Below are 23,848 nucleotides of genomic sequence, written 5' to 3' on the forward strand. Positions count from 1 at the left end.
GAAGGGGCGGCCCTGGGTCTTGGCGGATTGGGGGTCGCCCCGTTTGCGTGGATTGATCAGCCGAAGCTGGAGGCGAAGGTCACCAGCGAGTCAGCCGCGGCCATCAGGCCGTTGACGGCGTGCGTTGCGAGGACCGCAGCTTTGGCCGGTTCCCGGATGACGAAGAACAGGGCTAGAGCAGCGAGCAGGATCAGCAGGAAGCGGCGGGGGTTGCGGTCGGAGTACACGGTGATCCCTTCGAGATGAGTGTCTTGAGACGCTCTATCTGTCTTAAGACAGTAATTAGAAGCGGGTAGCCCGTCAAGCCTTCTGTCGTAAGACGGTTAAGTACGCTTGATCCGTGGAGAAGCAGAGTCCTCGCGAGGACGCGGACCGCCATGCGAGCAAGAAGCTCGCCGCGGTTCTGCGCACTGACATTGCAGAGGGGCGGTTGGCCCCCGGTGCTCGACTGCCCTCCTATCGGCAGCTCGCCGAGAGGTACGGAGTCGTGGTCAACACCGCTCAAGCGGCTGTTCGGCTGCTTCAAGCCGAAGGTCGGGTGACGATCCGGCCGGGCAGTGGCACCGTTGTTCGATCGGAGCCGGACGCTCTGCCGGAAGATCTGAGGGGCGAGTTGGAAGAGGTGCGTGGACAGCTGCGACAGACTCGGGAAGCTCTGTCCGCAGCCGAGAAGGCTGTGACAACCCTCCTGGAACGACTCCCTGCCACAGCTTCTGCGGAGACTCGGCGGGAGCCGGGCGATCCCGGCTGATCTGGCGTTTTCTTTCACACCTCAAGAGTTGCTGTGACGTCCGGTAAGCAGTAGACGACGCGAATAGACGCGAAAGGACATCCCCCATGTCCGGAGAGAGCGCACGTGCCGGCAGTAAGCAATTCGCCCCGAACAACGTCCTGGTCGCCAAACGCCAGGCGCTCGGATGGAGTCGCAACCGGGCAGCGCGGGAGCTTGAACGGGCTGGTAGGGATCGAGGGCTAAGCGTTCCGGAGCTTGGGACGATCGAAAAAGCCCTATATCGACACGAAACGGGCCGTGCTGCTTGCCGAGATCCGCTCTATGTCGAGCTGTACTGCCTTGTCTACGAGGCAACGATTCAGGACCTTTTTGGGGAAATTGAACCGACTTCTCCCGCTAATGGCGAAGATTTCGGGGTCCGTTCTCATAAGTTCGTTGCGGCTTACATCGGCGCTGAACAGGTTGATTCGCTTGTCGCCGGGGGAGTGGTCGCCGAGCATCCTCCCCAATGTGATCTTGAATGCCATGCGGCAGAAATAGTGCACGTAGAGGGAGAATGTCGCCTCTACGTCTGGCCATTCGGCGTCGCTATCTTCCATGTCGTCGAGGAACTCGAACTTCCTAACATCGCACGCTTGGCCGTATGGCGCAGAAAGACGTACGCCAGAGAGTTGGAATGGGCCTCAAGTCATCTTTCCGGCCTGACAGGGGCGTTAGTCGAGGCATCCTACGTACTGAGCACCTATTGGCTTCACCAGCCGTCATGGCCAGGGCATGAGATAGATGCGGCGCTCCGCATCATGTGTGCGCCACGAGTGCTTTTAGAAAGAGACTCAGAGGCTACAGAGACGTCACTCGCGCATGCGGAACTAGTTGAACGCTCCTTGCTGGCCGAAGGGTACGAGCCAGCGGAAATGATCCCCTTTGGAATCAAGGGGATATCGATCGGATATGCCTCTTGGTCTGGAGTCGTGTACTGCCCTACCGCCCCCCGGCGGGCGCTGGCCGAAGACGAACTTGTCACCATTGAGCTGGCCACCCAAGCCATGTGGGCGTACTGCGAATACATCAATCGACAGGTAGAGCAGGGTATGGACCCTGAAGTGCCTGAACCGTACAGCTGGCGCTTCCTGCGGGGCGTCCGTTCTCGACTGACGAACGCCCGTCCACAAGAGACCGGGCAACATAGGTCTATGCGTACTGCGATCCTGGACACGAGCGGCCTTATCGGCCACCTTTCCCAGGCAATCGACATTCTCAGAGAAACCAGCGAAAGGTAATCCTGTGTTCAACAGTTCCGCAGTTCTGGTCGTGGTAGATGTCCAGAACGGATTTGTGCGGGAACAGTCGGCCCACGTGGTTCCAGTCATCGTAGACGTAGTGAGTCGCTGGCAGAGCGCGGGCGGCGACGTGGTTTTCACTCGATACTTCAACTATGCGGGAAGCAACTTCGAGCGGCTGTTCAAGTGGTCCAAACTCATGGAATCACCCGAAACGGATATTATTCCTGAGCTTGTTCCTTACGCGAATAAGGCAACGGCTGTAGTCGATAAGACCGTATACAGCTTCTTCAACGAAGAGGGGATAGCTCTCTTACGCAGTCACGGATGGACTGACATCTATGTCTGTGGAATCGCGACGGAAAGCTGTGTCCTCAAGACCGCGGTTGACGCGTTCGACCATGGAGACCACCTGACCCCATGGCTCATCGAAGATGCGTCGGCAAGCCATGCGGGTCAGGTGGCCCACGACGCCGGGGTCTTGGTGGCATCCCGGTTCATCGGCCCCGACCAGATCATCAAGACTGCTGACATTCCGTGGACCAAGCTTACGGCGGCAGTATGACCAAAGCTCCTCAACCCCGAAGCGGCAGAGTGACGCCAGCTCTCTCGGTCATGCTGTCGGGGCGCACAAAACTTGATCATCATGAATGTGTCCGTAAGTTCGACCTGCAAGCGTCGTGAATCGGGCTAAGTACCAGGGCGCAGGGTCTATAGGGTGCGGATCGCTTCACCCCGTAAAAGGGTTCAGGAACGTCACAGGATGGTCCGTACTAGGGATCTCTAAAACATCGCAAGTCAGAGGATATTTCTCATGCCTGCGGTACGGTTATTCTACTTAACGAACCATCCTTGCCATAACCCGGCAACGCTAGCAATGGCAGCGCCTACTATAGCGGCGCCAACAGCCACTAGGATATTGCTTTTAGTCTGAGATCTAATTCTTCGGTCTTCGCTTCTCCATACCGGCTCAACCTTTACGCTTCCATATGCATATAAAGTATAGAGGCGAGATTCGAGCGCAAAAAGAAAAGAAGCGATGACCGTTCCATAGGCTACGTAATTAGTGTAATTAGTGAGAGCCTCTTTTTCTCCGTCCCATAGACTGTATGCAAGAAGTGTTATGAATAAAGCTGGCATAAAAATGTCCGACAGGCGGAATATGTGAAATATGGGATTGATTCTTCTACTGTCTACAAAGTCTGCAATTCCATCTGCGAAAGCCCTGGAAGGCAAGTCCTCGGAATCAACTACTACCTCTGCATGGCGATTCCACAGGTCGACGGAGATTCGAGGGAACCGAGAAATTATAGATACCCTCTGAAGCTCTTCTTGGGTGGCGTCCTTTAGGTCTTCTGGAGAATCAGCGACGGCGTTTCCGGCGACTATTTGAACGGGTTTCAATTTCGAGTCTTCGTTGGTATCTGTGGACTTATTATGAGTAAAGTCCGTGACTGCGTCGAAAATATCGCGGACATCATCTAGGCATACTATTGCGGGGCCTAATTTCTTTCGATAGCTGCTAATATTTGGTTTTATTTCCCGTTTTAAGGCGTTCATCATCGCTCTTTACTTGGGGTCTAGGGAAGCTCCTTGGAGCCCTCTTGTGGCTATGAGGATCGCTCTATATCTTTCGGCTGAAAGGCCGTGAGCGTTACAGTGCTCTTGGTTGGGTGCCCTACCTCCCGGGGCGGGTCGGTCCGCTGAGGTACGGCATGATCCCATCCGATGTGGCGAATCCGAGACAGGCCAACGCCAGCTACGCCTGTCGCTGAGTAGTCCTCATTGCTCCTGTGAGGGGTCTCAACCCGCACAGTTCCGACAGCTCCCGCAGGTCACCGACTCCTCGTCGCCTCTGCGAGGGGTCGCAACTGCGAGAGGTAGGGGCTCAGTAATTCCCGATGCGTTCCTACTGAGAGAGGTGGATCTTTAAAGATGCAGTTCAGAGCGTTTTCGTGGTTGGACTGTAAAACCGTCGGCTCAGCCTACGCAGGTTCAAGTCCTGCACCTGCCACCAGCCAAAACGGCAGCTCAGAGGCCCTTCGGGGCCTCTTTTGCGTTTCGGGGTCATGCGGCCGTATGCCGCCCTGAGCGCCTGTGTGTCGGTGGTCGCGCAATATACGCGCAATGATCTTGACAGCGTTTTCCCAGGTCAAGCCCGGCTTCCAAGGGTGGCTGAGTGCGGACCGGTCCGGAAACGCCGAAGGGCCCCGGGGGAGTCCGGGACCCTGATCGTACGGCGTGCCTTTCACATGGTCAGCGCTTCGCTGATTCGCCTGTTGGCGATCTCCTTGTGCCCGTCGAGGCACTTGGCGTAGACCCGCAGCAGGACGTCCACACCATGCCCCGCTCGCTCGGCCACGTCGGGAGCCGGAACGCCCGAGTTGAGCCACAGGGACACCGCCGCGTGCCGCAGGTCGTACGGCCTACGCGCCAGGGGAGAGACGACCTGGGCAGGAGTGAGGGCGAGGATGCGCGCGTCCTGCCAGACCTCGCTGTAGGCCGTCGAGGCGATCACCCCACCGCGCTCGCTCCGGAAGACACGGCCGTCCTCACCGGTGCCGTACTCCTCGATGTGCCGCCGGAGGATCGCCACGAGTTCAGGAGGGATCGGCACCGGCCGCACGTCGGCCCGGCCCCGATGCTTGAGGCCCCGTTCCTCGTGCGCGTTCCCGCTGTCGGTCCATCGAGTGTTCACCTCGGGCCGGGAGACGTCGATTGTCAGCCGCCCCCACCCCTCGGCGGGCAGATGGCAGTCCTGAAGCCGCAGGCCCACCGCCTCGGCCGGACGCAGGGCCGCGTAGTACATGCAGGCGAACAGCGCCATGAGCCGGCGGCCCCGTCCGCGACCGCCCACGTAGGTGACCATGGTCAGAAGCTCCTGAGCCTGCCGGGGGTTGACGACCACGCGCGGGTCGACGGTCTCGGTGGTCTTGGGAGGCTTCCATCTCACCTTGTGCAGCGGATTGGCGGCCAGCTCCTCCAACTCCACCGCGTATTCGAGAACGGCGTGCAGAACGGCTCGCTTACGGGCGATCGTGTTCGGCGCCGCGGCCTTGCCGTCGAGCCGGAGGGCGAGCGCGTCCAGCGCCAGCCGTACGACCTTGGTCTCTCCGAGGTCGGCCAGGTCCAACGACGCCCCCTCAAGCCACCGGATCGCCCGAGCCATCTCGCTCGGGGTCTCCGGTCTCTTCCCATTGGGAAGGAGCGCGTACTTACGGAGCGCGGCCCGGAGGATCTCGGCGTCGGGACGCCCCGGCCGGTCCTTGGTCAGCGCGGGGAGAATCGTCGACAGCGCGTCGGACATGCCGTCCCGGCTCTTGGCCGCAGCGTGGGGCCACTTCATGTCGATGTAGGCCCGAGCGAACTCGAAGACCGTCCGGGCGCTCTTGGCGTGAAGCATGGAGAGCGGGAGCCCGGTCTCCATGTCAAAGGGCTCGCCACGCCTGGCCGCCTGCCGCAGGTCCGACAGGAAACTCTCGGCGAGAGCCTTGGTCCGCAGGGTCTTCGACTTCTGGCGACCGCCGACCTTCCACCGGACCACGTATGAAGGGGTCTTGCTCGTCTCGTTCCGGCGGATTTCCCAGAACTTCACGTCGTAGGAGGTGATCACGCGGCCTCCCGGAGGGATTCCAGCCAGGTCGTGAACTCGCTGCGCCAGATGCGGATCTCCCCGTTGGGGAGCTTGAGGCCCTGGGGAGCGTGGCCGATCTCGCGCCAGCGATAGAAGGTCCGGCGGGACACCCCGCCGAGCTCGTCGAGGATCTCCGGCACGGTCATGAGCTCGTCACGGTTCTTCTTCACGCCGCCTCCCTCCGTGCTGTGGTTGCCGAAAGATCTGGGGTGGGTCTGCCGTCGGCTCTGGCCCGTAGCTCGTCGAGCCGGGCGCGGGTTCGGTGGCGGTTGGCCACTCCGCGCAGCAGCCGCACCGGCAGCGGAGTTCGGGTCGGGTCCTTGGTGGAGACCGGCCGCCAGATGTAGCGGTGCGGGTCGGTGGCGGTGTCGTCGCCGGGCAGGTTGAGCATGTCGAGAACCCAGGCCCGGCGGTCGGCCTTGTGATCGCGCAGGGTCTTGTTCGACCACTTGCGGGAGACCAGAACGCGGCGTCCGGCGTAGCCGAGGTGTTCGGGCTTGTGTGCCTTGCTCTTGCATCGGCCGGGCGTCATGCCCGCCTTGGCGCTCTTGGGCTGGATTCCGTACCGCAGCCAGTTGGCGCAGGTGGGCGAGCAGGGTTCGTAGCGCAGCGCCTCGACCAGCCGGGCCGCGTGATCCCGGCGAGCCCGGTTGATCGCGGTGCGGGCAGGGCTGGCAGCCGAGTCCTCCTCGCCCTTGTCGTCGTCCAGGTCGAGGGTGTCGCCCAGGCTCTTGGTGAGGTATTTGGTCAGGTAGCCGATGCGCTTATGTGCGTCCGGCGAACCGGCCAAGAGGCCCTGGACGTCGACCTGAGCGCCGAAGCGCATGATGTGCAAGGGTTCGGCCTCGTCGTCCTGGTCGAGCCGATCGAGGGCCTCGTTCCAGATGGGCAGCAACTCGCCGGTGGCGGGATCGAGGTAGTCGCCGGCCTGCCCGTCCGCATACGGCTCGGCCTGCTCATCCCGCTCCGTCCAGACCGGCAGGTGGTCGCCCTCGAAGCGGACTTCGTCGACGGATGGCCACCACACCTGGTGGTAGGTGGCGGCAGCGATGGCCTTGATCTCGGCACGGGGCAGGGTCCCGCGGATCGCCATGTGCAGATGCGGCGCGAACCGCTTCTGGGGTTCGACGGTGGCGAAGTACTGCACGTCATACCCGGCGACCCGGCGGAGGTTCTGCACGAACCGGTCGACGAGCTTGGAGAAGTGCAGCGCGTCCCGGGCGGCGCGGGCGTAGTCGTAGCTGGACGGGTCGACCGGCACGCCGTGGCCGGTGCGGATCTTGCCGTAGGACGGCAGGGTCAGGGTGACGAACAGCGAGGGCCGGAACACCGTGCCGTCCGGGGCGACGAAGGTCCGGCCCAGAGTGGTGTTCTGCCGGGAGCGGCGGGGCAGGTCCGGGGCGTCCTGACGGCGCCGGGTGGAGCGGGACCGGCGGGGAGTGGTCCGGCCGCCGACGACGTTGCCGCGCATTCCGGCGGCGTTGATCTCGGCGTCGATGCCCGCGATGGCCTCGTCCCAGTCGGCCACGTCATCGCCGTCGCGTTCGGCTGCGTCCCGTCTGGCCTGCACATCGGCCCGGAACTCGATCAGCCATCGTTGGTCGGTGGTGCTGGGGTGGGGTTCGGCGACGGGTTCGGCCTCCAGGTGCCAGCCCTCACGGCACTGAGCTTTGCGCAGCTGCTTGTTGCGGGTGGCGCAGGGCGGGCATTTGGCCTCGTTGGTGGTGCCGCATGGGATGTCGAAGGGTTCGCTGCGGCCGGTGTGGGTGTCGAAGCGGCGCAGTTCGATGGGGCGGATGCAGACGCCGTTGAGCTTGGCGACCTCCACCGCCACATCGAGGGCCAGGGGCAGGGTGTCGCGGACGGTGCGGGGAAGGGTGCGGTCGGCGCCGTTGGGGCCGTGGCCGCCGGCCGTGGAGAGCAGCGGCTGGGGGGTGGACGGGTGGGCGATGTCGGTCACGGGGCCTCCTTCCAATGTGGGTCGAGGACGTCGGCGTGCAGCCGGTAGGCGTCGCTGTAGGGGTCCTTGAAGAGCTGGAGGTTGACCAGCACGAGACGCGGCTGGATCTCGGCCTCATCCAGGTCGAGTAGCCCGGAGGCGCTCAGCTCGGCCCAGGTGGCGCAGATGACGACGCGCATCAGGCCACCTTCCCGGGCAGGGGCAGCGTGTCGGCGGTGAACACGGCGACCATGTCGCGGATGTCGGTGTCGGAGACGTAGGCGGCGCGGGCCCGAATCGGGTCGGGCGAGGTCTCCAACCGCACGTAGGCGATGCCCGCCCCCTGCTCAGGGCGAGGCGAGATGAGGTCGGCCAGGGCTCCCCGGTCGCGGGCGCCGTCACCGAGCACCATGTCCACCTGTTCCGACTCATCCAGCCGGAGGGCGATCTTGTCGGGGAACAGGTTGCGGATGGTGAGCACGTCTTTTCGGGGGTCTTGGAGTGCGGCCATCACGCCGACGCCGACCGCGCGGCCCTGGGTGGTGAGGGTGGCCAGGGCGGCGATGGTGCGGACCCGAAGGACCTTGTCGGGCTGGTAGGCGGTCAGGAACGCCACCTCGTCCACCACCACCAGGACGAACGGGTCCTGCGAGGTGGGGGTGTGGTTGCGGCGGACCCCGGCGAAGCGGCCGGCGCGTTCCTGCATGACCTTGACCGCGGCCTCCAGCAGCTCAACGCAGGCGGCGGGGTCGGCGGCGTAGTGGTCGCCGAACAGCTCCCGGCCGAAGCTCAGTTCCATGAGTTTGGGGTCCAGCGCCCAGATCTCGGCCAGCCCGGCGCTGACGGCGGGCAGCAGGCCCCGGATCGTGGACCAGATCACCGACCCCTTGCCCGCCCCGGTGGCCCCGGCGACCAGGACATGGGTGCCGTGGACCTTCAATCGCCAGGGGGCGCCGTCCTCGCAGCGGCCGATCTCCACCGGCCCCACCGACGCCGTCACGGGGATCGGGGCGGCGGGCAGCGGAACGGCTAACGGGTCACGGCGCGGGAAGGTCAGCAGCAGGCGGCCGGAGCGGGTGACGGTGATCTGGCAGGAGGCGGCGCCGAACCCGTGCGCCAGCTGCTCGGTGCGGTCGGCCCAGTCGGTGACGGCCTGGCCGGTGAGGATCTTCACGGTGACCAGGTCGGCCCACGAGGTGCACGAGACGGACAGGAGGCGGGGCAGGTAGTCGCGTCCGCCCACCTGTCGGGCCAGGCCGGAGATGAGCATCACCGGCTGCCAGTGCCGCCGGTAGACCCACACGAGCCGCCAGAAGGCCAGCAGGCTCCATCCCATCCAGTGATTGAACGAGGCGCGGTGCACCAGCGCCCACAGCGACGGGACGGCCGGCAGCAGGGTGACGACGCCGAGGCCGTACGGCCAGCCGTACCGGGTCCAGATCACCCCGGGGACGGCGACGACGGCCGAGGCGATGGGGTGGCGCCACAGCAGCCTCAGGAGTCCGGCGACCGTACGCCAGGCGAAGATGACCAGCGTCACCACGGCCGGGGTGGTGACAACGGCCGGGCGGAACACCACGGCGGTGTCAGGGGTGGTGGAGACGAGACGCTGCGCCTCGTCGCCGGGCAGTTTCTTGAACATTAGGCTGGAGACCTCTTCCTTGAATTCGTGTCTGGGGAGAACCGAGGGGCCGCCGGAAGTAGCCGCTTCCAGCGGCCCCGCTTACGTGGTCAGGCCGGGTCGTCGTCCCGGTCCGGCGAGGGCGAGGGAACGGCCGCCTGCGCGGTGTGCAGGCGCTCGCATTCGTCCCGGTAGCGGGCGGCGGCGTCGGCGATCTCCCGGGCCAGGTCCACGTCCTGTGCGGTGACCGGGCCGCCTCCGGTGGTGGAGATCGACAGCTGGCCCTCGGCGCTGCCGATGCACAGGCAGGGCCGGACGCCGCGGATGTTCATCGCGATGACCGACAGGTCGGCGGTGTGGAAGGAGACGCCGAGCCGGGTGTTTCCGTCGAGGATCGTCGCGGTGACGTAGGTGTAGGGCTGGTGGTCGTCGAGGGTGTTCATGCTGCGATCTCCTTGCTGGTCGTGGCGTCCTTGGCAGAGGCCGACGCCGAGGTGGTGGTGTGCTTGGTCGAGGTGGCAACGGTGCGGGGAGCGCGCATCGCCCGCGCCCGCAGCGAGTAGGCCAGCCGTCCGGAGTCCTGGCCGACATACGGGGTGACGGTCATGGCGTCGAACTCCACCGGGGTGAACGGCAGGCCCGGCAGCGGCGGCGGGGGAACCGGCTGGACTTCGGTGAGGATCTTGACGGTGACCGACTTCTGGGAGGCCTTGGCCTCGGGGTCGGCGTCGACCACGGAGACCTGCCAGACCGGCAGGCCGGTGGTCTTGTCCTTGGCGTAGACGGTGCGGCCGTTGGTGGACGCGTCGAAGTCCTTGACCTGCTGCACCTCCCCCACCAGGTAGCAGCCGTGCGGGAAGACCTGGTCGAAGCCGATCGAGATCGGGCCCTGGATGGCCATGGTGATTGTTCCTTCCTTCAAGAGAGACCGATGTTCGGTCGTCCACTTGTCCGATTGAGTTGAGAGTAGCTCCTTCAACTCGTCCGCACAAGTGATTGAGCTTGGTGGGCCGGAGAAGTCTCAGCTCACCCGGCAGGCAGCCTCGGCCAGGTCAGTGACAGCGGATGTCCATACCGGCGTCCGTGCTGCTGTTCAGCTCCACGATCACTGTCCGGCTGCGGTAGGCGGCACCTTCCGAAGGGTGCCGCACCCACACGGTGATGGCCGATCGACCTCCCTCGATTCCCGCGATGTTCGCCTGGTTGTAGTAGGCCGCGAGCTCGTCGATGGTCAGGTCCGTCGTAAGGGTGAACCGGGCACGGTAGTCACAGTGGTTGCCGTTGCCGCGAAGCGCGATGGACCCCTCGCCGCCGTAGTCGGACCAGCCGGTCTTGGGCGGCAGGGGGTGATCCTCGAACCGGCTGATCATGTCCGCCAGCTTTCCGTCATTGACCCACATGGGGATCTTGAAGAGGAGTACGAGGAGAGCCAGCCCGATCAGCGGCAGGAGGGCGACCACGAGGCAGCCGCCCTTTGAGCTGCGCCAGAACGACGCCTTCTTGGGCGGGTCTTCGCCGGTGGCAGGGGGAACGTCTCGCACGGCACCATCCGACGTCGGTTTATGTCACGGGGTAGACATCCTGCAACTCATGGAGATCACCCGGCAAGGCCGCCTCCATCACCATCAGCACAACTCCCGCCGCGTCGTGCACGGTGGCCAGCACGCCGAGGACGGGCTTGGAGTTGCCGAGCAGCTCGGCCTCCTCTTTCCTGGGGCTGCGAGCCGTGAGGCGTTCGGTGATGTGGTCGAACCGCAGGTGTTTGACCGTCTGGAGATGCCGGCGCACTCCCTGTCGAAGTGGTTCGGGCTTGTCCAGGTCGGTGCCGAGGGCGATCTCCAGCGGAAACCACAGGGTCTCCACCGCCGAGAGACATCCACCCCGCTGTGCCGTCCGCCGACGTGCGATCACCGGCGTCTTCTCGTCGACACCCAGGAGGCGGGCGATGTGACGGGGAGCCGGAACGCGCCGGACATCGGTGACGCTCTCGGGACTCTCCGGCTGCTCGGTCACGGCCAGGCCCGGCCGTACGCGATCCGGTGAGCTCTCCGGGCGCCCCTTCACGAACGAGCCCCGCCCGTGCTCCCGCTCGATCCAGCCCTGCATCGCCAGCATCTGCAACGCCCGCACCACGGTCGTACGGCCCACGCCGAACTCCCGGACAAGCTGCGTCTCAGACGGCAGCATGGCACCCGGGGCGTATTCACCGGCCTCGATCCGCTGCTGAATCGCCCCCATCACCTGGGCATACTTCGGCGGGGCGAAGTCCATGCTCATGTTAACCGCCCGATCGGTCTTCCACTTGTCTGCATAAGCACAGTACTGGTTAAGGCGGAGCCTGTCAGGACTCTGCCGACCAGGAAAGCGCCTAACGCGCTCTACCCGCCAGCAGAGCCGCCCAGACGACCTGCGCCTCCCCGTGCGGCCACGCGTCGCTTTCGGAGACAATCCGTCTGCCCCTGCTCACGACGGTCCGGCGGATGAAGGCCAGGCCGCCCACCTCGCACAGTTCGTAGGAGGTGAGCCGATGCTCGTAACACGTCCATGCCCTCACCCGCGCACGCTCGAAGCGATACAGCGGACGCCAGATGAGGATGCGGTGCTCGTCCTGTAAGGGAAGAGGGTGCGGTGTCAAGCACAACGACCCGTCGACGATCGTCCGTACCCTCATGACGCGACCCTCTCGAAGCGCACCGACCCCGCCGGGTCCACGGCCGCCCGGAAGATCACCCGACGCGACCAGTCGTCCGGCACGGTGCCGAAGTCGTAGATCCGGTGCGTGATCCGCCCCCACACCGCCGCGTTCGAGCTCATCCGCGCCAGCGTCGTACGCAGCGTGTCCATGGCCGTGGCCTGACCCGAGCTGATCCCGCACGGCCCGAGCTGGTCGGTCCCCTCCGAGGTGACGAACACCTCCCACTCGAACATCTCGACGAGCTGCCTCTGCCCCTCGCAGAAGAGGCAGTCCTCCTGCGCCGACTGTTCCATGTACATGCTCGCCGCGGCGATGCATCCACGGCGGGTGACGATCTTCCAACCCCGCCCGTCGCATTCCGCGCACTTAACCGGCTCTGTCATGCCGGAAAGAATGTCCGGGCGAGCCTTTCACTCCTATTTCACGTGGATATACCGTCGTGAGATATAGGCTCCGACCTGTAGTGATACAGCAGCTCAGGGATCATTGACCTGGGGGTGAAATGCACGGAAATGCTTTCGATCCGATCGAAATCCCCGCATGGATCTGGGATCGAAATGAAAGTCAGGAAATCCTCAAAAATCGTGACGTAGCGGGATTGTTTAATCTAGCTGTCAAATACAACGGTGCGAGCCAGATCCGCATCAGCACGGCCACCGGCATCACCCAGGGCCGCGTCAGCCAGATCATCCACCGCAAGCGCCAGGTCACCGACCTGGAGGTCTACGAGCGCATCGCCACCGGTCTCGGCCTGCCCGACCACGCCCGCATGCTCTTCGGCCTGGCCCCGCTCGACCTCGCCTCACCCACCGGCGACCACGGCGACCACCACCGGGAGCAGACCGAGGAACTGACCGCCCGCCTCGAAGCCGCAGCCGCCGTCGACCCCGCCATGGTCATGATCCTCACGACCGACACCAACAACCTGCGCCTGCTGGACCGCCGCCTCGGGGGAGTCGCCATCGCCGACAAGATGCGCGCCCAGATCGCCCAGGTGGAACGCGCCCACCGCCACACCGTACGGCCCGGCATCCGCGCCAAGCTCGCCCGCGTCCTCGCCGAAACCTCGTCCCTGGCCGGATGGCAGGCCATCCACACCGGCGCCCTCAACGACGCCTGGAACCACTACGAACACGCCAAGGCCGCAGCCCGCGAAGCCGACAACCCCGCCGTGCTCGCCTACGTCTCCGGCGAACAGGCCTACGTCCTGCTGGAACTGGGGCAGCCGGCTCAAGCCACCGAGCTTCTCCAACACATCCACACCACCCACCGCGACCACGTCCCCGCCCGCCTCCGAACGTGGCTGTTCGCGGCCGAGGCCGAAGCCGCCGCGATTCTCGGCGACGAGGCCACATGCCGCACGGCCCTCGACCAGGCCGCCGTACTCCTCCCCGGCGGAGCGGCCGACCCCGACATGCCCTACCTGTCCCTGGACTCCCACCATCTGGCCCGCTGGCGAGGCAACTGCCTGGTGCGCTTCGGCGACCCCGGAACCATCGAAGACCTGCGCTCAGCCCTGGCCGGGATGGACGGCACCTACAACCGCGCCGAATCAGGAGTCCGCTGCGACCTGGCCCACGCCCTCCTTGCCCAAGGCGAGGCCGAAGCCGCCCGGCCGCACATCCAACGCGCCCAGCAACTGGCGACCATGACCGGCTCACGCCGCCAGCGCCTGCGCATCGAAGAACTCGCCAAAGCCGTCAAGCGCGCCCTGAACTAAGCCGATCCCGAGCGGCATACAGGCCGATCAGCGTCCCCGACGTCCAGATATCCCCGCGGGCGATGATGTCCGGGATCCGCGCCATCGGAATCCACTCGATGAGATCCGCCTCGACCTCACCCGTAGGACCGCCGACCAACTCGGCCCCACGGGCCAGGAACAGGTTGTGTTCCGAATCGACCATGCCCGCCATCGGCTGGTAGGTGATCAGGTGCTCGATCTCCCTGACCCGATACCCGGTCTCCTCCTCCACCTCGCGGGCCGCCGTGGTGATCGCGTCCTCACCCGCGTCGATCAGGCCGCCGGGCAACTCCCAGCCCCACCGATCGAACAGAAACCGGTGCCGCCACATCATCAGCACCCGATCCCGCTCGTCGACCACCACCGCGATCGCCGCCCGATCCAGGTGCACCGCGTGATGCTCGAACCGCTCCCCATCCGGGATCTCGACATCAACGAGCCCGAGCCGGATCCACCGGTTGTCATAGACCAGGCGCTCACCGTGCACGACCCACCGCGACCGCTCTTCGTTGGTAGCCACACCGCGAAACTACCGCCCACATCCCCGGCGTACACGGCCATCACGACAGAGCACACACCCCAACACGGAACACTGCCGAATTGTTCTCATGGGTATCAAGGCGGCGGCGCGGCGCGCCGCCGCACGGCCCGCCGCCCGAACGCCGCCCGAGCGTGCGGCGTGGGCGCCGGTCTCGGCCGGCGGCGGGACTGCGGGCCGCTCGCCGTACCACGTACCCGCCGCATTAAGCGCTTAGCTGTCGCATCGGAGCCGCGCCACCTCCAAATACAGACTGGCAGGTTCGCTGATGCTTCTGCCTTAGGTCTCGGAAAGTTGCGCCCGACGATCGCCTGATGACGGCTGATCTTGGTTCAGGGCTGGGGGCGATCGACGACCCGGGACTTCGTACCTCAGCCCCGGCTCAACGAGCAACTGGCTAACGTCAGACCTGTAGCTCAAGGTTTAACTTGCTATGCTCGCGTAAATATTAATTTACACCTTAAGAATATGGCGATTAAGTCATGAAGATAATTGATGCAAAATGCGGCTGATCTATGCATTTAGGGGCAAGTAAGGAGGAGTGATAATTCCAGTATCAGAGTCAGCTACTTATAGGCCGACATGTTTTATCGCCAAAACCGAGATGGAGTTTTCGTCCACCACGACTAGCGCATCATAGTTTCCACTCTGGTTGTAATTCTGCTCGCCGAGCCAATTGATTGCTTTTACGGTAGCTGCATAACTTCCAGACACATGTACAATTCCAGTTTTTTTGTCGAAATTCTGTTCGGCATTCAATAGGGGATTTCCCTGTAAGTACCATTGCGCCTTCTCTGCCACAGGGGTGAGACTTGTCGAGGGACACTGTGGAGGCATAGGGGAAAACTGAGCCAAAAAACAGTTTTCCAAAGCTGACCGCACCGCCCCTACGATATCAACAGACCCTAACGGTATGCCACTCTTCGCTATTCCAGAGGGCGCTTTTTCTAGCGCAATCAACCTGATTAAACTAGTTTTTTCGTCACGAAAATCAACTTCAGCCTTATAGGGTATTTCAAGTATCTTTAAATGTTCTCCCGTGAAGTCATAGTAATGAACGCTCATCACTGCTAGCCCTAGAACGTGAAATTTCCCTCCACCGTATGCAATCATGGCCCCATCTTCCGGCGCTCCATGTAGGCGCCATTTCACCTTAGAAGGGCTAGGTGTACTTAGGACGGTTTGGGGACAGTTCAGCGGCTGCAGAACGACTTCCTTTGCGCAGGATCGCAGCTTTTGTGCAACAGGACTAACTATCAACGCGCGATTGGCGAGCGGTGGCCAACGATCACTTTTCTCGGGAAATCCGGCAGTCTCATCAGGAGGAAAGAGTATTGCACCTAGCATAATAAGGGCAAACGCTGAGATGCCGATTATTAGCTTTAAGCGTTTTTTCTCACGTAAAGCTTGTGTCGTGCCCTCGGTGTCGGAATCTTCAGAATCAGATGAAGAGGTGTAGATTTTAGTAACTGGTCCGTAGTTGATGTCCCCATTCCCGCTATGGGAAATATTTGGACCACTATCATTTTCTTGACGAGATGGTTCCTGTGGCATCTGATTCCCCGCCTCAAAGAATTTCAGAAGATGCCAAGTTATGTGCGATAATTTATGTCGCCATCTCCACTGTGGGAGATATTGGGCCCCGACTGGTTACTTTGATGCGGGTGAGGGTTTCGCGTAATGAGCGAAGGGCCATTTTGGGTGGATGTATTAGGATTGGGTTTCCTGTCACCCGAAGGCCAAATGGCAAATACGAAACTAGCAAGTGCTAGAGGTGCCGAAAATATAGCGGCAGCCCAGCTTATCTCTTCTAGTCCGTTTGCGTGAAGTGCGACTGCTATGATCCCTATGCCGACTGCTGTAGCACCTATTATCGTAGCGGTAGCGGCACGTTTCGAGAGCGTCACCTCTCTAGTATCAACCACGACGAGCATCTTCGCCACGAGAAGTCCAGATTGCTGTCATGAACGCTTTTCATCCTGAGTGTGGTCCTCTTCGACGAGCTGCGGGACAAGAACGGCCTGCACGATCGCGGTCGCTCGATGGGCAGCAACGTAGCCTGGTCAGCAGCCTCCAGGCCTTGAAGGTCGCGACAGCACGCTCACCGATAGCGCGGATCCGGGCATGGGCGCGGTTGACCGACCTCTGGTGGTGCGACAGACGTGGCCAATGTCAGCAGCGCTTGAACGGCGTGCCGATCACACCTCCGGCCCCCTGACACCCCCGGTCGGCGAAGACCTGAACACCGATGCGGGTAAGCGCGTCGCAGGCCGACCTGCCACGCTGTGGTCAGGCACTGCTCCGGGCAGTGCGCTGAGGTCCACACCAGACGCCCGGCAGGATCGGCGAGGACTTGAACGTTCACCCCATGACGGTGGTTTTCCGGAGTAGTAGGACCGCTCATCGGCCAGTCGGTCGATGCCGATGAGCATGCCATCAAGGATGACGTAGGAGGCGGGACGCTTTCCGTGCGGCGACGTGCAGGTCGTCGGCCAGAACGGCCAACAGGTTGAGGGTTTTGCGCACATAACGCCAAGCGCAAGCGGTGGTGGTGCCGATGGCGAACCCACTGGCCAGACGAGTGTAGGTATCGCCATTGCGCAGGTGTGCCAAAACCAGGAGAGCCTGTCGGCCGGGGTTAAGGCGTCGCCATCGGGAGCGCCGTTTGGCGTGGTGGGCTCGGATCAGGTCGGCCAGGCGATGTTGGGGCATCGGATCTTGGTTTACTGCTGTCTTACCTGGAACTTCATCTCATCCACCACCATCTTCCGCAAGCCCGCCGTGGCCTGGGTCATCAGGATGGGAAAGTCTCACCGTTCTCCAGGCCTAGCCGCGCCTGTTGTGCTCATTGGCGCCCGGGGGAGATGCATCATGCGGTTAGCTCGATGGGAGTCCGGCCCATGCTAGGTGCCGCTCTGCGACAAAGGCTCCTTGGCGTCGGCGACCCCTCATAACTCCAACCCGTGTCCGACCCTCTAGGACCTGGAGACCGTGTTCTGGTGGATCGAGCAGCATCCGGTCGATCAAGATCGGCCATCGCTTCCAGGTCCCGTGCGTTTCCCAGCACTCAGCGACACCCATATGGATTCCGCGGTTTCGCACACGCACCCAATGGCCGGGGTCGACCGCGTACGCCTCGATGCAGTCGCCGTCAGACGCTCCCGTCGGCATCACCATGAATTCCTCGACTGGAACTGCCGTGACTTCCCACCTCACAGTGGAGAGGTCGATGTTCCCGTAGTCACGAAGAAAGGCGCCGTTGTCTGCGTGGTCGTAGAGAAACTGCTCGACGACGTCAGCCGGCCACCGGAGCGAGCTAACCATGGCGCTCGTACGGAAGCCTTCGAAACCCATGGCGTTCTCGCGGCAAGACAACGCCAGTCCCGCAAGGTCGGCAAGCTTCATGGTGTCCATCGTAGGGCCCGATGCCTTAGGGTCCATATTGCTTGAAGTGCGGCTTGGTCGATCATGGGAGTCACTTGGCTTAACGCGTGGTGTGGGTCTCAAGCTAGTTGGGCCACAGCGGAGTGAGCTGCAGGTACTGAAGCTGACCTGGTTAGAACGGCGGGCTATAGGGCCCGCATTTGGCGTTGTTCCAGCCCCGCAATGCGTCTTTCAGACTGGAGAAGATGCTTGAATCGAAGGAAACCAACTCTGCAGGGCATTCCATATAACCGCCCCATGCCGTGATCTCCTCATCGGACGCGTGGTGGATGCAGTGTAGATAACGGTTGTAAGGCGGAGGATCGTTGTCAATAAACCAGAAGTAAGCGAACTGCTTCATCGTGCGTTCTGCGGCAGTGGCCAACGCGCCGGTCGCCGTGTCAGAGAAATACTTGTCAGTTGCCGCATCTAGCAGATTGGTGGCCTCGCGCATGAAGCTTGCCACCGTATGCGCCAGGTAGAGAGAGGCCAGAAGGATCGCCTCATCGGAGTAAGGCTGCCGTGCTCCGACCGTGGTCCCACCGTGGTAGATGTTGCTGTTGGCCCGCAGGTTCCGGGCAGCGTTATGGGTGGGATGCAGAAACTGGCCGAGAAACGTGTAGTGTGCGTCTACCCGCAGGCTCGCTGCCTTGTCGAGGATGCCGTTCAGTTCCAGGCTCTGGATGAGAGAATCGTAGGAGAGGTAGAACCGGTAGACGCGGGCGGCCTGTGCTTGATGCTGCCGGAGGATTTTCTTCGTGCCCGGCTCGAGTTCGTAATATTCGAAATAGTCGTCGTGTCGGAACCTCATCACCTCCGGGCGGAAGTTTTCGAACTCGAAGTAGTGCACGGGCACGAGAATGCTTTCGGTGGAGTCACCCTTGAGCCCTTCGTATACGTACATGATGTGACGTGTCGCCCTGGGGAATTTTTTGACCTCCAGGCACGTCGCGGTTCCGTCTTCCTGGGCGAATTTAAGCGCTACCTGCTCCTCTTTCAGCTTGACTTTGAATTCAGGTTCCGAAAGCGATGAGTGGTCGGCAAGCCGATAATATTTGGTGCCCCGGCACATCAGCGTAAACAGCAAGTAGTTCTCCAGAAGCGACCGGTTGAGTCCGAGTGCCCCCGAGATGCGGCCTGCCTTAATGAGGGCGAGGCAGTCCTGGGCCGTTTCCATACGAAAGTTGCAGAAGTCAAGTAGGTCGCTGTAAAAGGCGAAATGAACTTCGCCCCATTGGATCCGCTCACCCCAGACTGCATATTCGTGCAGCATCTGCTCGATCGCACCTAGGACACGCTGGATCTCGGCATCCATCTTGGCATCGGAGCCGACGCTCATCTTCTTCACCTTTCCGGGAGCGGTTACGAAGCGGAGGCCCGACTATAAGGCTTCACCTGCTCGCCCGGCTCTCTGTCGAATAGGATACTGACAGAGCTGTCGTTTTTTGCCACTCATTTCCGGCTGTCTCAGGGCTCGGCCGCACCAGAGCATGTCCATAGGTGAAGGTCGACCCTGGTGAAGAGAGTCTCTCGCCTGGCCTACGTCATCCTCGACGGCATGCTCATCCCGATCGACCGCCTGGCCGATGATGAGCCGTACTACTCCGGCAAGCACGACCTGCATAGAGTGAACATCCAGTTCCTCGCCGATCCGGTGGGCCAGCTGGTGTAAGCCTCGCACGCACTGCCCAGGCGGTGCACGGATCTGACTGCGGTCCGGCGGACTGGTCTAATCGATGGGCTCACCGGTGTCGGTGTCCGGGTCTTCGCCGACCAGGGTTCCTAGGCTGCGGACAGCACGATCCGCACCCCGTTCAAGCGCCACAACCGGCCAGGCTTGTCGCGCCGCAAAAAGCCGTCAACCGCCCCCACGTCCGCATCCGAGCGATTGGGGAACGCGCCGCCGCGACCCTGAAGGCTTGGAAGGTGCTTTCCCGGGCGCCGTGCCACTGCGATTGTCCACACCACCGTCGTGCTGCAGGCTTTCGAAGTCGACCGTTACTCAGGATGAAAAGACTCCATCTTGCCGGAGGACTCGCCCTACCGGGAGGGGCCGGGCATTCAGGAGCTGTCGGTGAACGGGCGTGACCTGCTTGCCGATGCCGACGACGCACGCCTACCGGCGTTGATGGAGTGCTGGGCGGAGATCGAGGAACTTTCGTCCTTCACCTCGGCCGACATGGAGTACCTGCTGTCGGTGGCTGAGGACCTTGTCGGGCTGTCCTGTCGTGCGAAGGAGCAGGGCCAGCTGCTCTACTGCTGGATGTGCCCCTGACCGGGGTGGTCGCCGCTGGATGGGCCAGGGTGGTTGATCGGCTGGTGCAGGGAGCGGTGAGAGCGTGATCGATCGCTGGATGGATCTCCGGCCCTGTTTGCCGTGACGTGCAATATGCGTGCAATGATCATGATGATGGGGGAGCGATGAACGTGCTAGGCACCAGGTCAGCGGCCATGTCACTCGAAGAACGGTCACGAGCTGTAAAACCGTCGGCTCAGCCTACGCAGGTTCAAGTCCTGCACCTGCCACACTGGATCTTCCCAGCTCAGAGCCCCGTTAGGGGCTCTTTTGCTTTTCTGGGACATGCAGCCGAACGCGGCCAGGAACAGCCGCATGTCACCGCTCCACCAATATGCATTCAGTGATCTTGAAGGCGTTTCCCCAGGTAGAGCTTGGGTTTCCGAGTCGCTTGCGGGAGCCGGTCTCCAGGAGGCCGAAGGACCCCGGGGGTTCCGGGGTCTTGGTCGTACGGCATGCGCCTCACGCGGTCGGCTCGTCGTCGATCCGCTCGTTGGCCACGTCCTTGTGCCCGCCGCAGAGTCTCGGCGCCGGGGCGGCCGGACGTTCCTTGGTCGACGAGGGGAGGATCGTCGTGAGCGCGTCGGACATGCCGTCCCTGGTCTTGGCCGTCGTGTGGGGCCATCTCATCTCGGTGAAGGCCATGACGAACTCCAGAGCGGTCCGGGCGTCCTTTGCCCTCGCCGGGCGGACCACTTCGCACCCTTCGTCGCCATCGCCGCCGCCCGCATCCGCTACCGCCGACTCACCAACTGAGTCACTGTCTTGTCGTGCTGTCGGCGCACCATCTCGGTGATCCAGATGGGCGCGAACGGAGACGTGCAGCCCGGGGAAGTCGGGTAGTCCTTGAGCACCTCCAGGCGCTCACCGATGTCGATCGCACGGGTGCGGTGCTCGGCGTGCTCGATCCCGATCTGAGCCAGGCAGTGGTTCATCGCCCACTGCAGGCGATCCGGGGCGTTTTTCATCTCCGCCTCGATGACGTCGAGCAGTCCTGCGAGGTCGAGGCCCTCGGGTTTCTTCGCCACGCGTTCGGTGGTCAGCGCCCAGCCGGCACTCGCGACCACTGGATCCGGATCGGCGGACCAGGCCAGGCGCAGATCCTCGGAGTGCGGGTTCTTCTTCACCACGTAGTTCACGAGCCAGTCGTGCACCTTGGGCGTGCGCGCCTCACGCAACATGGCGTCCAGCTCGTCACGCTCGAACGCCTTCGGGCGGCAGATCAGGATCGCCAGCAGTCTCGCCGCGGTGTCATCCGTCTCCCAGAGCCGGCACGCGAGTTCCTGCTGCGTCTTCAGCCGCTTCGCGAGCGCGCGCAGCCTGCTGAGGTTCACACCGTGGTCGTCACCGTGTTTCTCGTTCACCTCGCGTGCCTTCGGGTCCTCGAACTCGGCCAGCTCGGCCATCACCTCGGCCACCGTCGTCTCGGCCACCTCAGCCTCCTGTCCTCACGCGCGAGATTCAGCCTACGACGGAAGTCGCTCTCCTTGCCGTACACGCCGGTTCGGCGGCGGCCACCGACACGAAATCCCGTGTTCTCACAAATTTGCAGCAGTTCTCGGCGCTGACCCTCGCCTTTACTCCGAGCAGCCATCCAACTCCTGGCCAACCCGGTTGGAAGAGTGATTGGCTCGGCCGCGCACCACCGGTCCGTCCGGGAGATTCGGGAATGGTTCGCGCGCCTTTTCTGCCCGGCACAGTCCATGACCTGCTGCCGTCGTGGCTCGCCCGCGCCATGGTCGAGCTGATCAAGATTCGGGCCCTCGCCGAGGCCGGGGTCCCGCCGGCGCGGGTGCGGGAGCTGCTACAGGCCGACTTACCAGCTGATTGGCGGTATGAGACCCTTCTGGCCTGGAGCAGACCGGATCGCAGGATCGCGTACCGAAATCGGCCGAGCTGGTGATGTGGCGCCGACCTGGTGGCGCCCTCACGGTCGGCTGTCGGTGGCTGATCTTTTCTCGGGCCGGGACCGATCGGCGGGCCAGGACTTTGTCCCCAATGACAGGGCGGATGTGTTCCCCGATCCGGTCGGAGGTGCCGGATCCCTACTTCGTCTCAGGGGCCGAGACCTTCTCGCTGTGGCCGGGGCGCGGCCGGATGAGGGATGCGCCCGGCGGGGTAGACCGTGGACTACGCCCGTCTGTGCGGGCCGTATCCCTTTCAGGCGTTGGTGAGCGGTGAGCTCTGGACAGGACCGGGGCCTGTGCGGGGCGCCGGGGTCACGGACGGCTCAATCGCGGAGGCGGTCACGCTGCCCGCGCGACGCGACGCGGCTTGAGCGGAGTGGTCCCGGCCTGGAGAGACGGCGGTTGGACGGCGCGCCACCGGTTCTTGGCGGAGCCCCGCCTTGGCGGCCGGACGTCTTCGGGTGCGATGACTCAGGCCGCCAGAGGCGGCGCCGGTCACCCGGACGGGCTCAGTATCGCTTGAACCGCCGCAGACCTCGGTTCTCCCGCCACAGCTCGATGACGAGGTGGTCGGCCGAATCGCCGACCTTGGTCAGGACGACCTCGTGGATGTCGGCGCGGAACAGATGGGACTGGCCGCTGGGTGAGGGGGCGAGCCGTTTGGCCTGGGCGGAGTCGGTGATCTCCACCGCCAGGCCGGAGAGCTTGGCGTCGCCCGGCCATTTCGACGGATCGTCGTCGTCGGGCGTGGTGGACGCGCTGTGCAGGGCGAACCGCGGATCACGCTGGAGGTCGTGCGCCTTGCGGGAGCCGAACATCATGCCCAGCCAGAGGTCGCCGCCGACGAAGTCCACCTCGACGGCGCTGATACGGGGGGACCCGTCTTTGCGCAGCGTCGCGAGCAACTTGTTTCTGTGAGCGTCGAAGAGTGTTTGCACCACGGCGGCGAACTCGGGTGCCGAGTGGATCACGTCATTCCAAGCAGCCACTGAAGCCTCCATTCTGGTGGGTGCGAGGGCGTACTCTCATGTGTCGGCGACGGAATTTCTTATAGCTCGCAGTGCTGTTCGACACGCAAATAAGAAAGGTTCTTTTTTATTTTCCGTGGCTCGGTGTTCAGGGCTTGGGGTGCGGGCCGGGGCGGGGGAGGAGCGGGGTGGCCGCATGGGTGCTGACGTGTTGGTTCCGTACGGCGAGGCGCCGTCGGGCGGTCCGCCGGCCGGTGTCGTCGACCTTCTTCCGCGGTCCGGGGGGCGTTCTACGATCAGGCGGTGGCCCGCGAGCGGAGGGGGCGTCGCCGGGCCTCCTCGGTGGGGAAGAGCCGGGCGCGGCCTCCGGCTCTGAGTTCCCGGGGGTGAGTGGCCTTTCACGGTACGATCATTGTATGCATCACCGCCATATATCCCACGTTTAGTGTTATTTCGATCATATCGGTCGTCGTCTTATCAGGCCTGTCCGAAAGCGGACAGTGAATTAATCGGCGAAAGATTCGCCTGGTCGACCGCCGGCCCGGGTGCCGTGGTCACGGCGGGTTCGAGAGCCGCGGGTGGGGGTTCGGTTGTGAGGGCCCCGGCGGACGCGTGTGCTCCACCCGCTCCGGGCACGCTCATCCGCCCAGCGCCTCCCACAGGGTGGCGAACTCCTCGACGGTCAGCGGACGCAGGCCGAAGTCGTCCGGATAGATCGGCCCCTCGGCCAGGAAGCCGTGCTCGTCGTCGATGTGATCCCACGAATACCGTCGGGCCAGGCCGTCCGAGCCCAGTTCGGCGTGCTTCACCGGCCAGTACTCCCCGCCGTCGTCGATGACGGTCTCGAAGAGCCACACGTGACCGTCGTCGTCCACCCCGTGCCAGTACAGGTGCGGCCTGCCACTCTCGTCGAGCGCGCGGATCGCCGCTCTCCGCCGGTCCTGCAGCATTGTGCTCCTCGAAGTCGTCCGGCCGCCCCCCGGAGGTTGCCTCACCGGAGGCTCTCGCTCGGAGGCGGTGCGGGGCACGTACGCCGATGCCCTGCGGTGGGACAGTCTCCCTCACCGAGCCCC

Annotated in this window: 27 protein-coding genes and 2 pseudogenes; 7 read left to right on the forward strand and 22 right to left on the reverse strand. The window is 63.4% G+C overall.

The features are described from left to right. Positions 1-56: 56 nt before the first annotated feature. The gene (locus ACWEF2_RS07400; protein WP_453812791.1) at positions 57-227 is read right to left on the reverse strand and encodes a hypothetical protein; all 171 of its coding nucleotides are present in this window, start codon (positions 225-227) and stop codon (positions 57-59) included. 113 nt (positions 228-340) lie between these two features. Here ACWEF2_RS07400 and ACWEF2_RS07405 point away from each other — a divergent pair, with 113 nt between their 5' ends. The 3 genes from ACWEF2_RS07405 (at position 341) to ACWEF2_RS07415 (ending at position 2,578) form a co-directional block, all read left to right on the forward strand. After that, a complete protein-coding gene (locus ACWEF2_RS07405; protein ID WP_453812793.1) occupies positions 341-751 on the forward strand; it encodes a GntR family transcriptional regulator in 411 nt (136 codons plus the stop codon). A gap of 86 nt (positions 752-837) precedes the next feature. Further along, positions 838-2,013 (forward strand): helix-turn-helix domain-containing protein, encoded by a 1,176-nt coding sequence (locus ACWEF2_RS07410; protein WP_453812795.1) that lies wholly within the window; start codon positions 838-840, stop codon positions 2,011-2,013. A 4-nt stretch (positions 2,014-2,017) separates the two neighbouring features. After that, positions 2,018-2,578, forward strand: a complete 561-nt coding sequence (locus ACWEF2_RS07415; RefSeq protein WP_453812797.1) for a cysteine hydrolase — start codon at positions 2,018-2,020, stop codon at positions 2,576-2,578. Positions 2,579-2,847: 269 nt separating this feature from the next. On the opposite strand, the gene ACWEF2_RS07420 is transcribed toward ACWEF2_RS07415, so the two are convergent. The 12 genes from ACWEF2_RS07420 to ACWEF2_RS07475 all read right to left on the reverse strand — a co-directional run bounded on the left by ACWEF2_RS07420 (position 2,848) and on the right by ACWEF2_RS07475 (position 12,285). Next, positions 2,848-3,573 carry a hypothetical protein gene (locus ACWEF2_RS07420; RefSeq protein ID WP_453812799.1) on the reverse strand — a complete coding sequence of 242 codons (726 nt, stop codon included), beginning with the start codon at positions 3,571-3,573 and terminating at the stop codon, positions 2,848-2,850. A 688-nt stretch (positions 3,574-4,261) separates the two neighbouring features. After that, a complete protein-coding gene (locus tag ACWEF2_RS07425) occupies positions 4,262-5,626 on the reverse strand; it encodes a tyrosine-type recombinase/integrase (protein WP_453812800.1) in 1,365 nt (454 codons plus the stop codon). After that, positions 5,623-5,817 carry a helix-turn-helix transcriptional regulator gene (locus ACWEF2_RS07430; RefSeq protein WP_453812802.1) on the reverse strand — a complete coding sequence of 65 codons (195 nt, stop codon included), beginning with the start codon at positions 5,815-5,817 and terminating at the stop codon, positions 5,623-5,625. Before ACWEF2_RS07430 ends, ACWEF2_RS07425 begins: the two co-directional genes overlap by 4 nt. Beyond that, complete coding sequence (locus ACWEF2_RS07435; protein WP_453812943.1) at positions 5,814-7,598, reverse strand: replication initiator; 1,785 nt, start codon at positions 7,596-7,598, stop codon at positions 5,814-5,816. Before ACWEF2_RS07435 ends, ACWEF2_RS07430 begins: the two co-directional genes overlap by 4 nt. 5 nt (positions 7,599-7,603) lie before the next feature. Then, positions 7,604-7,786, reverse strand: coding sequence for a hypothetical protein (locus tag ACWEF2_RS07440; RefSeq protein WP_453812804.1), 183 nt, complete (start codon positions 7,784-7,786; stop codon positions 7,604-7,606). Then, positions 7,786-9,228, reverse strand: coding sequence for an FtsK/SpoIIIE domain-containing protein (locus tag ACWEF2_RS07445; RefSeq protein ID WP_453812805.1), 1,443 nt, complete (start codon positions 9,226-9,228; stop codon positions 7,786-7,788). The genes ACWEF2_RS07440 and ACWEF2_RS07445 overlap by 1 nt, the downstream gene beginning before the upstream one ends. Before the next feature lie 89 nt (positions 9,229-9,317). After that, positions 9,318-9,650 carry a hypothetical protein gene (locus ACWEF2_RS07450; RefSeq protein WP_453812807.1) on the reverse strand — a complete coding sequence of 111 codons (333 nt, stop codon included), beginning with the start codon at positions 9,648-9,650 and terminating at the stop codon, positions 9,318-9,320. Further along, on the reverse strand, positions 9,647-10,108 hold the full coding sequence (locus tag ACWEF2_RS07455) for a plasmid replication, integration and excision activator (protein ID WP_453812809.1): 462 nt from the start codon (positions 10,106-10,108) through the stop codon (positions 9,647-9,649). Before ACWEF2_RS07455 ends, ACWEF2_RS07450 begins: the two co-directional genes overlap by 4 nt. Positions 10,109-10,259: 151 nt before the next feature. Further along, on the reverse strand, positions 10,260-10,748 hold the full coding sequence (locus ACWEF2_RS07460; RefSeq protein ID WP_453812810.1) for a hypothetical protein: 489 nt from the start codon (positions 10,746-10,748) through the stop codon (positions 10,260-10,262). Between the two features lie 19 nt (positions 10,749-10,767). Beyond that, positions 10,768-11,484: a GntR family transcriptional regulator gene (locus tag ACWEF2_RS07465; RefSeq protein ID WP_453812812.1), complete on the reverse strand. Its 717-nt coding sequence runs from the start codon at positions 11,482-11,484 to the stop codon at positions 10,768-10,770. A 91-nt stretch (positions 11,485-11,575) separates the two neighbouring features. Then, entirely contained in the window at positions 11,576-11,878 is a 303-nt protein-coding gene (locus tag ACWEF2_RS07470; RefSeq protein ID WP_453812814.1) for a hypothetical protein, read from the reverse strand. Next, on the reverse strand, positions 11,875-12,285 hold the full coding sequence (locus ACWEF2_RS07475) for a hypothetical protein (RefSeq protein ID WP_355599768.1): 411 nt from the start codon (positions 12,283-12,285) through the stop codon (positions 11,875-11,877). Before ACWEF2_RS07475 ends, ACWEF2_RS07470 begins: the two co-directional genes overlap by 4 nt. 215 nt (positions 12,286-12,500) lie before the next feature. Here ACWEF2_RS07475 and ACWEF2_RS07480 point away from each other — a divergent pair, with 215 nt between their 5' ends. Further along, positions 12,501-13,622: an XRE family transcriptional regulator gene (locus ACWEF2_RS07480; RefSeq protein ID WP_453812816.1), complete on the forward strand. Its 1,122-nt coding sequence runs from the start codon at positions 12,501-12,503 to the stop codon at positions 13,620-13,622. Here ACWEF2_RS07480 and ACWEF2_RS07485 read toward each other — a convergent pair. The 5 genes and pseudogenes from ACWEF2_RS07485 to ACWEF2_RS07505 all read right to left on the reverse strand — a co-directional run bounded on the left by ACWEF2_RS07485 (position 13,603) and on the right by ACWEF2_RS07505 (position 18,943). Next, the gene (locus ACWEF2_RS07485; RefSeq protein WP_453812818.1) at positions 13,603-14,163 is read right to left on the reverse strand and encodes an NUDIX hydrolase; all 561 of its coding nucleotides are present in this window, start codon (positions 14,161-14,163) and stop codon (positions 13,603-13,605) included. The two genes, ACWEF2_RS07480 and ACWEF2_RS07485, sit on opposite strands and share 20 nt — an antisense overlap. 588 nt (positions 14,164-14,751) lie before the next feature. Then, the gene (locus ACWEF2_RS07490; protein WP_453812820.1) at positions 14,752-15,735 is read right to left on the reverse strand and encodes a hypothetical protein; all 984 of its coding nucleotides are present in this window, start codon (positions 15,733-15,735) and stop codon (positions 14,752-14,754) included. 407 nt (positions 15,736-16,142) lie between these two features. Beyond that, positions 16,143-16,893 (reverse strand): annotated as a pseudogene (locus ACWEF2_RS07495) (transposase family protein). A 165-nt stretch (positions 16,894-17,058) separates the two neighbouring features. Further along, positions 17,059-17,595, reverse strand: coding sequence for a hypothetical protein (locus tag ACWEF2_RS07500; RefSeq protein ID WP_453812822.1), 537 nt, complete (start codon positions 17,593-17,595; stop codon positions 17,059-17,061). A gap of 142 nt (positions 17,596-17,737) precedes the next feature. Then, positions 17,738-18,943, reverse strand: coding sequence for a hypothetical protein (locus tag ACWEF2_RS07505; RefSeq protein ID WP_453812823.1), 1,206 nt, complete (start codon positions 18,941-18,943; stop codon positions 17,738-17,740). Between the two features lie 177 nt (positions 18,944-19,120). Here ACWEF2_RS07505 and ACWEF2_RS07510 point away from each other — a divergent pair. Next, positions 19,121-19,615: pseudogene (locus tag ACWEF2_RS07510) on the forward strand (transposase family protein); the annotation flags it as partial. Between the two features lie 12 nt (positions 19,616-19,627). After that, the gene (locus tag ACWEF2_RS07515; RefSeq protein WP_453812826.1) at positions 19,628-19,879 is read left to right on the forward strand and encodes a hypothetical protein; all 252 of its coding nucleotides are present in this window, start codon (positions 19,628-19,630) and stop codon (positions 19,877-19,879) included. A 483-nt stretch (positions 19,880-20,362) separates the two neighbouring features. On the opposite strand, the gene ACWEF2_RS07520 is transcribed toward ACWEF2_RS07515, so the two are convergent. Continuing rightward, positions 20,363-20,596, reverse strand: a complete 234-nt coding sequence (locus tag ACWEF2_RS07520; RefSeq protein WP_453812828.1) for a hypothetical protein — start codon at positions 20,594-20,596, stop codon at positions 20,363-20,365. A gap of 38 nt (positions 20,597-20,634) precedes the next feature. Then, entirely contained in the window at positions 20,635-21,306 is a 672-nt protein-coding gene (locus ACWEF2_RS07525) for a DNA alkylation repair protein (protein ID WP_453812945.1), read from the reverse strand. Positions 21,307-21,569: 263 nt separating this feature from the next. On the opposite strand from ACWEF2_RS07525, the gene ACWEF2_RS07530 reads away from it, so the two are divergent. Beyond that, a complete protein-coding gene (locus ACWEF2_RS07530) occupies positions 21,570-21,803 on the forward strand; it encodes a hypothetical protein (protein ID WP_453812830.1) in 234 nt (77 codons plus the stop codon). Positions 21,804-22,316: 513 nt separating this feature from the next. Here ACWEF2_RS07530 and ACWEF2_RS07535 read toward each other — a convergent pair. Together ACWEF2_RS07535 and ACWEF2_RS07540 are read right to left on the reverse strand one after the other, a co-directional pair. Next, positions 22,317-22,796, reverse strand: coding sequence for a pyridoxamine 5'-phosphate oxidase family protein (locus ACWEF2_RS07535; protein ID WP_453812832.1), 480 nt, complete (start codon positions 22,794-22,796; stop codon positions 22,317-22,319). Positions 22,797-23,413: 617 nt separating this feature from the next. Beyond that, complete coding sequence (locus ACWEF2_RS07540; protein WP_355594686.1) at positions 23,414-23,725, reverse strand: hypothetical protein; 312 nt, start codon at positions 23,723-23,725, stop codon at positions 23,414-23,416. Between the last annotated feature and the right edge of the window lie 123 nt (positions 23,726-23,848).

It is taken from the genome of Streptosporangium sp. NPDC004631, from assembly GCF_053601935.1.

Excerpts from the sequence above, each read along its gene's own strand:
- ACWEF2_RS07410 (WP_453812795.1), top strand. The coding sequence starts at position 838 with ATGTCCGGAGAGAGCGCACGTGCCGGCAGTAAGCAATTCGCCCCGAAC.
- ACWEF2_RS07420 (WP_453812799.1), bottom strand. The coding sequence starts at position 3,573 with ATGAACGCCTTAAAACGGGAAATAAAACCAAATATTAGCAGCTATCGA.
- ACWEF2_RS07440 (WP_453812804.1), bottom strand. The coding sequence starts at position 7,786 with ATGCGCGTCGTCATCTGCGCCACCTGGGCCGAGCTGAGCGCCTCCGGG.
- ACWEF2_RS07445 (WP_453812805.1), bottom strand. The coding sequence starts at position 9,228 with ATGTTCAAGAAACTGCCCGGCGACGAGGCGCAGCGTCTCGTCTCCACC.
- ACWEF2_RS07450 (WP_453812807.1), bottom strand. The coding sequence starts at position 9,650 with ATGAACACCCTCGACGACCACCAGCCCTACACCTACGTCACCGCGACG.
- ACWEF2_RS07455 (WP_453812809.1), bottom strand. The coding sequence starts at position 10,108 with ATGGCCATCCAGGGCCCGATCTCGATCGGCTTCGACCAGGTCTTCCCG.
- ACWEF2_RS07465 (WP_453812812.1), bottom strand. The coding sequence starts at position 11,484 with ATGAGCATGGACTTCGCCCCGCCGAAGTATGCCCAGGTGATGGGGGCG.
- ACWEF2_RS07470 (WP_453812814.1), bottom strand. The coding sequence starts at position 11,878 with ATGAGGGTACGGACGATCGTCGACGGGTCGTTGTGCTTGACACCGCAC.
- ACWEF2_RS07475 (WP_355599768.1), bottom strand. The coding sequence starts at position 12,285 with ATGACAGAGCCGGTTAAGTGCGCGGAATGCGACGGGCGGGGTTGGAAG.
- ACWEF2_RS07490 (WP_453812820.1), bottom strand. The coding sequence starts at position 15,735 with ATGCCACAGGAACCATCTCGTCAAGAAAATGATAGTGGTCCAAATATT.
- ACWEF2_RS07500 (WP_453812822.1), bottom strand. The coding sequence starts at position 17,595 with ATGGACACCATGAAGCTTGCCGACCTTGCGGGACTGGCGTTGTCTTGC.
- ACWEF2_RS07505 (WP_453812823.1), bottom strand. The coding sequence starts at position 18,943 with ATGAGCGTCGGCTCCGATGCCAAGATGGATGCCGAGATCCAGCGTGTC.
- ACWEF2_RS07525 (WP_453812945.1), bottom strand. The coding sequence starts at position 21,306 with ATGGCCGAGCTGGCCGAGTTCGAGGACCCGAAGGCACGCGAGGTGAAC.
- ACWEF2_RS07530 (WP_453812830.1), top strand. The coding sequence starts at position 21,570 with ATGGTTCGCGCGCCTTTTCTGCCCGGCACAGTCCATGACCTGCTGCCG.
- ACWEF2_RS07540 (WP_355594686.1), bottom strand. The coding sequence starts at position 23,725 with ATGCTGCAGGACCGGCGGAGAGCGGCGATCCGCGCGCTCGACGAGAGT.